This is a genomic window from Candidatus Poribacteria bacterium (genome assembly GCA_026706025.1).
Taxonomy (GTDB): Bacteria; Poribacteria; WGA-4E; order WGA-4E; family WGA-3G; genus WGA-3G.
On the sequence record JAPOZO010000010.1, the window covers coordinates 1 to 12,991 of the forward strand.

A 12,991-nucleotide genomic window follows, 5' to 3' on the forward strand; every position below is an offset into this window, starting at 1 on the left:
GGTATTTCTGCTTATGTTCCTTTGGATGATAATGCAGCAGATAGACTCAAGATCAAAGGGATACCGTTTTTTCGACTCTCCGGCTTTGCAATCAATGAGGACATGAAAATCATGATGCCGATGGCGCAAGCCATCCGTTTGCGGATCTTAGATACAAGTACTGTGGAACGTATTCAGGAATTCCCTACAGCCTGTCCGGATCCAAACTGGACGTATTGGCATCAACTCAAGCGTTTCTTTGCGCATTACTCGCGGGATGCCGACGCACCAATACGATGGGGCACGGACGTGCTACGGTTCTGGCTGCCCCCTTTGCTCCATCCGAGCATCAAACGTCTTCTACTAATGTCGGTAAACTTCTCCGAGCGGCACATCCGTAGGGCGTTTCCACATGAGAACATTAAAGCGTGTCGCGCTGAACCGACATCTTGGATCCCGGGAAATCGAGTCTTTCAGATTCGTACAGGTGTTTATCCGAAGCAAACAATTTTGGGGTACAATAACAACGCTGATGTTATTGGCATCTCTAAAACTGGACAACGCTTTTTTGCGGGTATCCGCTCAGAAATTGAGAGGGATCCAAGCGTTAAACATGCAATTATCACCTATAAGTCGGTGGTTCCGCTGTTGGGCGATATCACAGAAAAAGAGAACGTCTCTTTCGTCACCAATTTCGATAATGTGAGGGGACTCAGTGCTGATTTTAGAAAAACGCAAGTCATTTGGATAATCGGAACGCCACAATGGCTGCCAAGCCTCATTTGGCGGCGCGCGCAGATTTTGTTTGGCGATGACAAGGAACCGCTCTCTTATGCGGAAGAAATAGAAACCGGCCGCTATAAAGACGAGCGAATCCAAGATGTTTATGAACAGGGCATTGTTCGCGTACTCACACGAACTATTCATCGCACAGGATTGGAGCACTGGGCAGACAAGACCGTTGTACTCATCTCAAGCTTGGCAATACCTGACATTACCGACAGACCCGAAACGCTCCTTTTCGACTGGGAAGATTTTGAAATTGCTGGTGGACTTCATGAACTCCCTGAGATGATTGCCACGCGCGAGCGTTTTGAAGCAGCGCGTGGGAAGTTAACTGCCGAATCCAGCAGAGAAGAAGTAGAACGGGTCTTGGGATGCTCCTCAAGGCAGGCGAACCGAGTCTTGAGAGAATTTAGAGGTGGGGCACCATTACGGGTGCCTTTCCGTAAGCAGATCCTCGTGCTACTTGCTGATGGTGAGAAGAGGACAGCGGAACTCGTTGCAGCTATTGAAGGGCATCCAAAAGCAGTAAAAAATGAACTCAAGCGTCTTGTAGATACAGGTGAAATTGTCCGGGTACGGTGGGGGATATACGCACTGCCGAAGCGGGAGACATAGCCTATACGCCGGTAATACGGACAGTTTGCCTAATTTGAACTGATTTGCTTGTAACCTTTTGGTAACGGTTTTCCAGCGACGAGCGCAGATTTCAGCGGGCGGACATGTCGGCAACTGCCGCGATGTGTGAAACCGGGGCAGTCGCATGTTACATCTACACCGACAACCTCCAGCGTGTAGAATTTGCCTGCCTGCGACGAACTCTCAGCGTGATAGACGCTCCGCTCAGGACCAGCAAGGACTTGTGCTAAGGTACGGATGGCTTCTTCGGAATACGGACGTAGCTGCGCACGCGTTGCTTTACGGAGATGTGAGGCATTTTCTTCAAGGTATGTCTCCCCCGCTTTCTGAAGCACATCATGCAGTTCAGATGCTTTAAGTTCACTGGTTTGAACAGACAACGCATTCATCATTCGCTTGAGTTCGCTAAGGACATCTAACTGGAGGGCAGCCGCTCCATCTGGTATCAAAATGGATCCCTCAACAATGGAATCCATCAATGCTGCTTTTGTTTCTAATACCGTCTTGACGAATGAATCAACAGTACCAGTCGCAATCATATAGGTGACATTGACGGTACCTGTCTGACCGATGCGATAAGCGCGATCTTCTGCCTGCCAGTGGTTAGCAGGCACCCAATCTAAGTCATTAAAAACGATCTGGCGCGCCGCTGTGAGATTTATACCAACGCCTGCTATGTGCATGTTGGCTATGAAAAGTTTGGTATCGTCGTCGTTTTGAAAGCGGTCAACCCTGTTTTGTCTCTCATGGACAGGCACTTCACCGGAAACATAAACCGCTCGGTCCTTGAAGTGCCTTTGGAAACGCTGCATCGTATTGAGGAAGGATGTAAAAATAATGACCTTTTCACCCTGTTCCAGCGCATTTTCCACGAATTTAATGGTGTGACGGCATTTGACAAAGGCAATTGCGCGGCGCACTTGGGTTAGCCTACCTATGCCAGTTCCTAAATCCGTAGTATCTATTGAATCATCTAATTCATTGTGATGTTCTGATGATAAGCCAACGGATTCTGGTATGCCATCAATGGCTTCAGGTGTGTCAAATTTTGATATGAATTCTTGTGCCAGTCGATTAAAGTGCTGGATGGCGTAAGGATGCAGCTCAATATCCATCCATGTTCGCATTTTAGGTGGTAGGTCTAACACCTCATCTTTTGTGCGGCGCAGCATGACACCGTGTAGTTGCACAGTCAATTCCTCGATGTTGCTTGCACCATCTGCCACCAACCCGAAATCACCTTGATACGCATCGCAATAACGTTTCGCAAAACTCAGGAAACTCTTGCCAAGAGAATGACCCAGAATCTGCAACAGCGGAAAAAGGTCGCGCGGACGGCTTGTCATTGGCGTACCGGTTAATGCATGGACGACAAGGTCACGTTTGATCTCCTTAACCAGTTTCGATGCGTTTTGACTCCGCTGACTCTGATAATTTTTTAGGTAATGTGCTTCGTCAAAAACAACGCCTTTCCAGTCAAACTCAAGGAGTTTGTCAAGGTTCTTACCGAGGATTTCATAGTTGACAATAATCCAACCACAATGATCTGGAGGCGGGAGCGGGGCAGGCCCGACGATGGCAGGTTCGGCATCGGGGAAAACGATTTCGATTTCACGGGCCCAGTTGCGTTTGATAGAAGCAGGACAAATCACAAGGTAAGGACCGGCTCCTTCTGCTTCAACCATCGCTATGATCGACTGGCGCGTTTTACCTAATCCCATGTCATCGGCAAGGAGCGCACGACGGCGACCGAGCAGAAAAGCGATCCCTTCTATTTGATGTGGGTACAACCCTTTAGCAATTTCTTCAGCATGCGTGAGGCTGGCTTGCTGCATGCATTTCCCCTTATCTGCCCTGCCTGTCAACGAGCCAGAGATCCCCTTCACTGACGGTCGCAAGCCGTTTCAACATGACTGCCCCAGGAAAATTGGGTGCCATCCCGATACCCATCGCAAAAATGCGTCCATTGCCTGTAGCGTATTGACCTACAAGCGTCAGATCCGGTCCCTCAATTGTCGTAGGAATGCCGTCGCTGAAGAGAACAACAAGCGTGGGACCCGTCTTAGCGATTTCTGTCAATGCCGTTAACATATCGTGATCGGTACCTTTGGTATGGGTTTGGGGTTGGATGTTGGCGAGATAGTTTGACGACGCGGCAACTATTTCGTCGGTTACTGCGACAAAGTTTTCGCGGTAAACCACTAATTCCGTGCTAAACGCAACAATATTGAAACTATCATGTGGCTCAAGGAAAGTCAGCGAATCCCGCATGAGGTCTATAATCTTCTTGAGTTTGTGCGGCGGAAGGTTTTGCATACTGGTCGACAAATCTACGCAGTAGACAATCCGCTGGGGGCCCTCTTGCGCTTCAATGAACTTCACTAATCTGCTTTTATATCGAGTTTCGACTTTTTTTTCTTTTACAAACGGACGTTCGATGACCTTTTGCACACGAGGCACATTGTCAAATTCAACAGATGTTGCAGTGGGTCCAATGGGTTCACTCAGGTCGTTACTATCGAACTGCTGGAAGGGCGCGGGGTCCGCTGCGGAAACCACCCCACGACTACTAACAGGCGCATTGCTCGTGAGGATTTTCAGACGCTGCTGGCTAACATCGCGTGTCTTGTTTTGCACAATTTGCGCACGTTTCGGCGGTGTTACACGTCTGACTTTCGGTTTCTCTTCCCGAACAAACAAGGCATTAATACTCGACGTTTCTCGCATCGGAGCCGTACTAAACCAATAGAAGAGTCCAAGCACGCCAGCACCGAGATGCAATAGAACTGAAACAAGAAACGCTTTACTGGATTTCGATTTCATTATATTAAAATTTCCTAATTACCAAATCTGAGGTTATCAAAAATCAACAGACGATAAATGATTGTAGCCACGTTCTAACTTTTCAAATGGAATACGAATTCCACCAATGCCAGCGAAAAGATCAACAAAGTTAAAATTGCCCATTACGCATAAAGTATAGTATATCTTATTGCCTACGTCAAGTTTTTCTGAATTATCTACACAGGACGTATGACGGCATAACCTACCGCATTGACACCTTCTCCTGCGTTTCTAACTTCCGGCGCAGAACAACACCCCACTGCCCAACAACCCATAGTGCTTTACCGCCCTTAGCACGGGTAATAACATACAGATTGTTATCGATATCGGTGTGTTCCTGTTCCCACGTTTCACCGCCGTCGGTTGAGCGGACAATCGTCCCCTCGTCGCCGACCACATAGATCTCCTGCTCGGAGAGTGCAACGATGCCGTGAAGATCTTTAGGAATACCCGTCAATATAGGTTCCCACGCAAAGCCACCATCGGTTGTCCTTAGCACGATGCCACCCTCACCCGCTGCCCATCCTTTCCGCTTGCTAATAAATGAGACCGCGTTGAGATTGTAATTCGTTTTCGTTTCGTGCATCCGCCAATATTGACCACCGTTAATAGTCCGCTGCGTGACACCACCTTGACCCACCGCCCAACCGAGCGGCGCGAATTTCATATCTACACTCAGGAGCCTGTCGTTTGCAGTCGTCCGCTGAAGCGTCCATGTAGGACCGCCGTCTTTGTTATGGATAATGTCTCCGAATTGACCGACCGCCCAGCCTTCAGAAAACTTACCAAAAGCAACGTCATTTAGCGAGAAATTACCCGGCGAATCGCCTTCCATAAACGGCGGACGTTCCGGTGTATCTCCTGCCGTCCAGATATTGCCATCTGTAGTGTAGAGCACAGTCCCGTCGCGTTGCATTGCCCAACCCCATTTCGGTTCCAGACTCGCAAAGTGCACACCGATGAAGCGTTGACGCGTTTGAGTTCGGAGTTTCTTCCATGTTTCTCCACCGTCTTGGGTTTCCAATAGCACACCACCGTTACCCGCTATCCAGCCATTCTTGTCATCGTAGAAAAGCACCTCACGGAAGTCGTTGCGTTCCTGTTCACCGAGTTGACGTTCCCACGTTTTTCCACCATTTGCGGAGTAGTAAATACTACCCGCACTGCCAACCGCCCAAGCGTGTTCCGCATCAAGGAAATACACACTCGCAACTCGTTGTCCACCGCGTCTCCTTCGTCTCTCAGGTTCAGGTGGTGGAGGCGGTTGTTGTTCCTTGGGTGGCGGCGGACGGTTCGCGCGTTCGGCATTCGGTGGCAATGCGCCTTCAGGGGCAAGCCGACCCGGACGTTCTCTCTCTGCCCGAAGTCGATTTTGTATTTCCTCCGGTGTCTCATCATACTGTAACGTGGGTGCCTCTACAACCGCTGCTTCTGATTCGTCTGCTTCTGGTGAGGGTGCTTCTGGTGTCTCTGGTTCGGTTTCTCGCATAGCGAGCAGATCAGCTCTTGTGACAACAGGGACTGGATTCCAATTTACCCCTTGGTCCTCGGTGATATACGCACCACCACCGCCGAGTCCCCACGCGTGTGTATCCGAACGGAAAGTGACACGCCGCAAGCCACGTGTGCTTTGTGCCGTAGTTCTCAATTTCCACGTTTCGCCGCCATCTTCAGTCAACAAGGAGTTCCCGTTACCGAGGATGACCCAACCGCGGTTTTCGTCGGCAAAGTGTACAGCGATACCGGGTTGATTGGTCTTCGCCTGAATTTTCCAGTAGTCTCCGCCGTCAACTGTGTGAAGGATAAATCCACCGTCTCGACGTTGCGGAGTCACTGCCCACCCTACTTGACTATTGATGAAATGGAGATCGGTGATGTTTCCTGTTGTTGTTCCGGTTTTTTGGACTTTCCACGTCTTGCCCGCATCAATGGTATGCAAGGTCTGCCCAATCGATGCACCGAGCCACCCTTCTTCGGCGTTCAGGAAGTGCATTGTGCTCACGCGAGGAAGGTTTTGCTTGGTTGCTTGCAGAATCGGCTCCCACGTTTCACCACCATTTTCTGTTTGGAGTAAAGTGCCAGAACCGAGAACTCTTCCATGTTTCGCGTCAACGAATTCCACTTCGCTTAAATTTTCACTAATACCGCTGTGCTGCGGTAACCACGTTTTCCCGCCGTCCGTAGTATGGGCGATAACACCACTGGAACCGACCGCCCAGCCGTTTTGGGCATCTACAAAGTGTGTATCTGCAAAATCAGTGCGCCAAGCCGCCTGACGGATAATGTCCCAATGGTAAGCAACCGGTTCAACCGGAGCCTCCTCTTCAGCAACAACGATTTCGGGTTCTTCGGCGACAGGCGGCAATTTCGCGGGCAGTTGTGCCTCTTCAACCGAATACCGCATCGCAATTCCGCCTTTACCAACGGCGACAACACCATCAGGCGAGAGCGCTAAGCCGTAAAGGTCATTGTCAGTACCACTCTCCTGCATCTCCCACTTTTTTCCGCCGTTGATGGTGGTAAGCATCACGCCGTTGTCACCAACAACTAACCCGTGCTGTGTATCCGCAAAATAGAGTTTATTGAGATTCTCTTGCGTGCCGCTGCGTTGAAAATTCCACTTTTTCCCGCCGTTTTTTGTGTGTAAAATCTCGCCAAACTGTCCAACAATCCAGCCGGTATTCTCATCTGCGAAGTAGACGGCATAAAGTTCGTTGAAAGTGCCGGTCGTCTGTTGGTTCCATGTCAAACCACCATCTTCTGTCGCAAGGCAAACACCGGGCCATCCGATAGCCCAACCTTTCTTTTCATTGAGGAAAAATACACCCTTTAGCATGAGCGAGAAGAAATCGCCGGTTGCGGTTTGTGGGAGCCATGTTTCGCCTCCATCTATTGTGTGTATGATGCTGCCAATATCCCCTACAATCCAACCCATCTGAGGACTAACAAAGTGGACAGAACGGAGTGTAAAGGCAGTGGGGCCCCGCTGACGCTCCCAATTCATGCCACCGTCATTCGTATGGACAATAAGTCCACGCTCACCGACTGCCCAGCCGTGCTTATCGGTCGCGAAATAGATGTTCCAGATACCGTCCCAGATATCTGTCTCAATTTCGTTCCAGGTCTGTCCGCCATCGTTGCTCATCGCCATCGTACCGCGTCTACCGACTGCGATTGCACGGTTGGCATCGGTAAACTGGACATTCTGCAGATCGTTCGCTGTTGTACCGCTCGTCATCTCCCATGTTGCACCGGCATCCGTTGTGTGTAAAATAGTACCGTACCATCCAACCGCCCACGCCTCTGTAGGCGTTGTAAACTGGATGCCTGTTAAATTGTTTTCCGTGCCACTCTCCATCAATTGCCAATTGTCACCACCATCTTCGGTCCGTGTGATAAAGCCGACATCCGCTACGGCGACCCCGTAGTTTTCATCTGTGAAATGGATGCTATTGATCGTATCTCGGACGTGTCCATTAATCAGCGGAATACGACTGTCTTGACGTTCCCAGTTCGCACCCGCAGTCGTCGTATGGAAAATAGAGCCGTCACTGCCAACGATCCAACCTTCATTGTCGCTGACGAAAAACACCTGTTTGTTATCATTGATCATGCGGTCGCGTTCGCCTTCAAAGCGATTGCTCTGTTCTCGCCACGATTCGCCACCATTCTCGGTGTGAAAAATTCTATCGTGTGTACCAACAACCCATCCCTTTGAATTGTCAGCGAACCAGACCCCGTTGAGCATAAATTCGCTAACATACTCGTAGCGTTTCCATTCTTTTCCACCGTTTTTGGTGTAGAGCACATCCGAATCTTCACCAACAATCCAACCTTGTTTTGAATTGGCAAAAAAGACATCAAGGAGCATCGCGGAGCTGCCACTCTTTTGCAACGACCAGTGTCTGCCGCCATCATCGGTTGCTGCAACTAACCCTTCATCGCCGACTGCCCATCCATTCTGTGCGTTTGTAAAATAAACTGCTTTGAAATCTAATGAGGCATCAGGCATACGAAATCCTGGGCTTGTTGTATCGACTTCCTGTTGCTTCCACGTCTTTCCGCCATCTGCCGTATGAATTATCAGACCACTCTCCCCGACGATCCACCCCTGTTTATGGTTAACAAAGTGGAGATCCGTGAAATGCGTCTCCCAATCTGCTTTTCGTGTCGCCTCCATCTTAACACATCCGTTAAAAAGGAATAGAATACCGAGCAGACATACTATGACAAATCCGTTGACAACAAGTTTCGGCTTGCAAAATACGCCAGAATTCACATTACTTATCAAACTCATTTTTACCTCCGGTTGTTGTTCTCCTTTGAAAGCCGAGAAGATGGTTTGGATTTATTGTGGTTACAAAACGAATCTCTTCTCCGCGAGATACTGCTATTTAAGTTGAAATTTGTACAGGACTTACGCATTTCGTCTTAAAGTCCGCCGGATAAGGGGCGGGGAATACCATAAAGCATTCATACCGTTGATTCTGATGCTTTAGGGGGTTAAATACAACCCAATACTTTCACTGTGAGGCATTTTCAGCAAAATATACCGATTTTCCGTTCAATTTGCGTAAGTCCTATTTGTATATATTCCAAGCAAATTCCGTGCCACTCTATGAGTCGGTTCTTGACAGAATATATGGCAAAAACCGCACAAAATCGGGCGTACGTTATATCCAATTGCACGAAATGGGGCAGATTTAATAATATAACACCAACATATTTAGACAAACTCCCCCAGTTATATGTTCACATCATTAATAACCGTCGCTTTCACCGAAAAGACCTGAACGTGCTACAGCAATACCTATTGCGATGACAACGGGCAGCGCAATGACTGCTATCTGAACAAAAGCAGAACGCCTTGCACCGAGCCTCTGGATTGCTCCTATCCGTCCAACAGGGGCTAAGCATAGCGAGATCAATAGCAGGGCGGCACTCACTACTGGAACTTCTTCATAAAAGTAACCGTTCATCCAGATGCCTGCCAACGCGAGTGCTATAACCGCGGATACCCCGATCGGAAATACGGGGACTTTGTCGTCAGATCGTGCAACAAGCGTGATAATCCAGATCGCCGCAAAAAGTGCTACCAGAATACCAGCGTGCTGTGCCAACCGCAAACTTCCAGAAACCGCAAGAATCAGCGCAGTGCCACCAGAAAGTCCAAAATACACAAATGGACTTGAACTGCCAGACGGTAAAATCGTAAAACTCTGTTGGACTATATTCCAAAAGATAAAAATCGTAACGGCAATGCACACCCACCAGATAATACCTTCAACCTGCCCCCAACTATACTTGAACATTGAATTCAGTAGCAGTCGCGGCACAACAATTGATATAACTGCCGAGGCAATCAAGCGTCCCCATAGCGCGAGATGCCAAAAGACACCTAAGATAAACCCAATAAGCGCGAGATAGCAGAGCCAATGCACGCCTTCTCGTGGCGGAAACGGCGGCAGCCCTTCTAAACCGATATATCCGACGATGTAACCGACGCTCAATGCGGCACCGAAAAGCCACCCCGGAGATAAACCGTTCCGCGCCTCGGTCTGATCGCGGACTCTTTTAGAGGCAAGAATGTTTGCGAAAATAAAAATCCCGCCACCAACTATGGCTGGTAGAAGTAGACCGAAGACAAGTTGCTTGAATATTAACATCGCCAATATCCCCGTTGACGTGGTTAGCCAACCTCGTCAACGAACAGTTCTTTTTTAATGCAAGCGCGTTCGTAGCGAATCGGAAACGTGAACCTATTTGTGTTTCGCTTCAATACTGACGATAAGACGGATTTCGTCACTAACGGATCCGATTCCATAAGTCATGCCGAACTCGCTCCGCTTAATCGTAAAGATGCTCTCAAATCCGATGAGAGATTCACCATCTCTGCCCGTAGCGCGCCCCGTAATTTCGACATCCACAGTGATAGATTTCTTAACGCCGTGTAACTCAAGGTCGCCCGTAACCTCCAGTACATCCTTTTTGTCTTCCTTCACACGGACTTCCGTGCTTTTGAAGGTAATCACCGGAAACTGCTTGGCACTGAAGAAGTCCGAACTTCTGAGATGTTGATCGCGTTTTTCGTTGCCAGTATCAACGCTTGCTGCTTTGACCTCAAATTCCACCGTGCTATCGGAACGACCGCTTGCATCGCTTGCGCCCATCACGATCTGACCGCTGAATTCGTTGAATCTGCCATAATTGTAGCTAACGCCGTTATGTTTTGCGCGAAAAAGTATCATTGAATGTGCAGTGTCAATTTCATACGATGTTACACTCATAGGTTGCGTAATTCCAGCAAAACCGATAAGCAGCAAAAGTACAAGGCTTCCGGTGCTGAAAACCCGCAAATTCCGTCCTAAATCCATTTTCATTGAAAACTGATCTCCTTTTTTATTCTGAAATTTCACTAAATAAAGAATGTGTCTATTGCACAAAAACAAGGCAAGTATACCGTGTTTTTCAAAACGCGTCAACGAAAATCAGTCTTCCGATCTGCAAGTAAACAAATGGATTTTGTGTAAACGCTAAGATGTAGATCGCGATGGTGTTTTTTTTGAACGGTAGATTACCAATATTTGGGCATTTTTGGATGGGTATTTGGGTATGATGCTTGTGTAAAGGATGGCGATCAAGAGGGGCGTTTGCAACAGCAGAAGCCTGAAAAAACAATTCGATAATTCTGTAAAAGACGCTAAAATCTTTACATAAAAATTTCCCGGAACCCAATGAGTATCCGATTATTTCAGCCATATAGTAGTGCCGAGTTTAAGGGTTCTCTGGCGTCCGGATTTTTCCAGTGTGACCTGTTTGGATTGGATGTTGGTGATGGTTGTGTCCTTAGAAAGGGTATCGCCGGTAGTAAACATATACGTTTTGTTTCCTTGGATCGCTTGGATAATCGCTTGCGGTGGTGTTTTTCCATCTGTAGGGATGCGGGTTCCAAGCAACCGAAAAGATTCCTTGGGGCGTGCGGGGCTCCAACCGAGGGGACGGAAAAGGTTATTATCAATGATAGTGCGGTAGAACTTAGTTTGTTGAAAGCGAACTTCTCTATCTTTGTCCTTTGTTAACTGCGGGCGTTTTGTTGTGCTCGGTGGTGTACTTACCTTTACTGTCTTATTGCGCGGTGTTGACGGTAGGTGTTGAGTGTTTGCAAATAAAAGTGGTAAGATCAGGATGATGCCCATCCCGAAAGCGATCGCGAGGCTTTTTAGGAGAAATCTAAACATGATGTTTCCCTTTATTAAAGTGTTCATGCTATTTATCGTTAGGGACAGTCTATGAATAGGTGAATGTGTACCCGTTAGGTGGTGTATAACTCTCTTTATAATTAAAGACACAATTTTGTACAAGAAGGGTGCATATAACGAAAAAAGATGGCAGTTAGTTGTCGGTTAGGGGTGGGGTTGTGAGGTAATGGAAGTCGTGACCAGGAGATCGCTCTTACAGAAGAGGCGGGGGAGGATGCCGGACATTTACGGAGCCTCCCCACAAGTTGATTTGCTTATTGACATGTAATTGCTAATCACTATTGGATAAAGTGATTTTCTTCATTGCGGAGGGTTCATTTTGGAGGTAAGGATGTAGCATCCGTCGGAGTTTCTGATGGGCATGATATAAGTGTGATTTAACAGTACCCTCCGACTTGTTCAGGTGAGCGGCGATCTCTTTTATTGAGAGTTCTTCTCGGTAGCGGAGATTAAAAACGCGTTTCTGACCTGCTGGGAGTTGGACCGCTGCTTTTCGGATGATGTGTCCGAGCTCCTCTTGTTCAAGCATTTCATGCGGGGATGCGTGTGTTTGCGGCGTTTGAATGGTGTCGTCTGGGTTTGCCGTTAATTCTTCGTAGGTGAAAACAATCTCTCGTTTTTGTTTACGGATGAAATCAATGCTACAATTAACAGCAATTTGGTGGAGCCAACTGTAAAAGACAGATTTTCCCTTAAAATCTGGCAGTGCTTGCCACGCTTTTAGGAACACTTCTTGGCAGATGTCCTCGGCAGCTTCATGATTTCGGACGCGCCGATAAATAAGATTGTAGATTCGCTGCTGATATTTCCGGACGAGCGGATTAAACGCCTCTGAATCGCCATTCTGCGTACGCGTAATAAGTTCCGATTCATTGAGGGAGCTGAGCTCTGTATAGACTAAAGTGTTTGTCATATTTTTCTCATTTCGTAGAAGTTGTTAGTGTTGAAATCCTGTTTGGACCATGAACAATTATTTTTCTGAAATTAACGGATAGGAACGAGCGGATTGCCTTTTACGCTTTTCATCAATCCTGCTTTGTTGCAAATCCAGTAGTGTGAGAGGATTATTGACTGCTTTTGATAAGTGTTGCTTCAAGTTCGGTGATGCGACGTTCAAAAGATTCTATCTGCTTTGTGAGATATTGGATTTCTGATCTAATGAGTCCGACCAACTCTCGGGCATTTGACGGTTCAGGTACAGGTTTGGGGTTTTCAAAAATTCGCCAAGTGCTGCCAGAGCCTTTGGAAACATTTTCGGCAAACCCCCTATCTTTCAAGTACCTTAGCGCGGCTTTGATAGGGTTTGTTTTAGCTATTGATGGAAGGCCGCCATGTGATTGATGATATTGGATGATCCCTTCATCAATTTCTCGCCTGCTTGCTGTTTTTCCTGCGAATAGTTCTAAGATAATTGCCATGGCGATTTTGGGTTTAAGGCGTGCCCCTTTATATCTATAATTTGGGTACATGTTATCTATTCCTTCCTT

Annotated in this window: 9 protein-coding genes; 1 reads left to right on the forward strand and 8 read right to left on the reverse strand. The window is 47.7% G+C overall.

Going from position 1 to position 12,991, the window contains the following annotated elements; all coding sequences use genetic code 11:
* A partial coding sequence (locus OXH00_02170; protein MCY3739807.1) for a hypothetical protein occupies positions 1-1,380 on the forward strand: 1,380 nt, incomplete at its 5' end.
* Between the two features lie 29 nt (positions 1,381-1,409).
* Here the strand turns inward: OXH00_02170 and OXH00_02175 are convergent.
* The 8 genes from OXH00_02175 to OXH00_02210 all read right to left on the reverse strand — a co-directional run bounded on the left by OXH00_02175 (position 1,410) and on the right by OXH00_02210 (position 12,973).
* The gene (locus tag OXH00_02175; GenBank protein ID MCY3739808.1) at positions 1,410-3,236 is read right to left on the reverse strand and encodes a DEAD/DEAH box helicase; all 1,827 of its coding nucleotides are present in this window, start codon (positions 3,234-3,236) and stop codon (positions 1,410-1,412) included.
* Positions 3,237-3,246: 10 nt separating this feature from the next.
* Positions 3,247-4,224, reverse strand: a complete 978-nt coding sequence (locus tag OXH00_02180) for a VWA domain-containing protein (GenBank protein ID MCY3739809.1) — start codon at positions 4,222-4,224, stop codon at positions 3,247-3,249.
* 223 nt (positions 4,225-4,447) lie between these two features.
* On the reverse strand, positions 4,448-8,542 hold the full coding sequence (locus OXH00_02185) for a YCF48-related protein (GenBank protein ID MCY3739810.1): 4,095 nt from the start codon (positions 8,540-8,542) through the stop codon (positions 4,448-4,450).
* Positions 8,543-9,005: 463 nt separating this feature from the next.
* A complete protein-coding gene (locus tag OXH00_02190) occupies positions 9,006-9,911 on the reverse strand; it encodes a hypothetical protein (GenBank protein ID MCY3739811.1) in 906 nt (301 codons plus the stop codon).
* A 93-nt stretch (positions 9,912-10,004) separates the two neighbouring features.
* A complete protein-coding gene (locus tag OXH00_02195) occupies positions 10,005-10,625 on the reverse strand; it encodes a YceI family protein (protein ID MCY3739812.1) in 621 nt (206 codons plus the stop codon).
* Between the two features lie 366 nt (positions 10,626-10,991).
* Entirely contained in the window at positions 10,992-11,483 is a 492-nt protein-coding gene (locus OXH00_02200; GenBank protein ID MCY3739813.1) for a hypothetical protein, read from the reverse strand.
* A 292-nt stretch (positions 11,484-11,775) separates the two neighbouring features.
* Positions 11,776-12,417, reverse strand: coding sequence for a sigma-70 family RNA polymerase sigma factor (locus tag OXH00_02205; GenBank protein MCY3739814.1), 642 nt, complete (start codon positions 12,415-12,417; stop codon positions 11,776-11,778).
* Positions 12,418-12,568: 151 nt separating this feature from the next.
* Positions 12,569-12,973, reverse strand: coding sequence for a hypothetical protein (locus tag OXH00_02210; GenBank protein MCY3739815.1), 405 nt, complete (start codon positions 12,971-12,973; stop codon positions 12,569-12,571).
* Between the last annotated feature and the right edge of the window lie 18 nt (positions 12,974-12,991).

Coding starts and splice junctions, on each gene's coding strand:
- OXH00_02205 (MCY3739814.1), bottom strand. CDS start 12,417: ATGACAAACACTTTAGTCTATACAGAGCTCAGCTCCCTCAATGAATCG.
- OXH00_02180 (MCY3739809.1), bottom strand. CDS start 4,224: ATGAAATCGAAATCCAGTAAAGCGTTTCTTGTTTCAGTTCTATTGCAT.
- OXH00_02195 (MCY3739812.1), bottom strand. CDS start 10,625: ATGAAAATGGATTTAGGACGGAATTTGCGGGTTTTCAGCACCGGAAGC.
- OXH00_02175 (MCY3739808.1), bottom strand. CDS start 3,236: ATGCAGCAAGCCAGCCTCACGCATGCTGAAGAAATTGCTAAAGGGTTG.
- OXH00_02185 (MCY3739810.1), bottom strand. CDS start 8,542: ATGAGTTTGATAAGTAATGTGAATTCTGGCGTATTTTGCAAGCCGAAA.
- OXH00_02210 (MCY3739815.1), bottom strand. CDS start 12,973: ATGTACCCAAATTATAGATATAAAGGGGCACGCCTTAAACCCAAAATC.
- OXH00_02190 (MCY3739811.1), bottom strand. CDS start 9,911: ATGTTAATATTCAAGCAACTTGTCTTCGGTCTACTTCTACCAGCCATA.
- OXH00_02200 (MCY3739813.1), bottom strand. CDS start 11,483: ATGTTTAGATTTCTCCTAAAAAGCCTCGCGATCGCTTTCGGGATGGGC.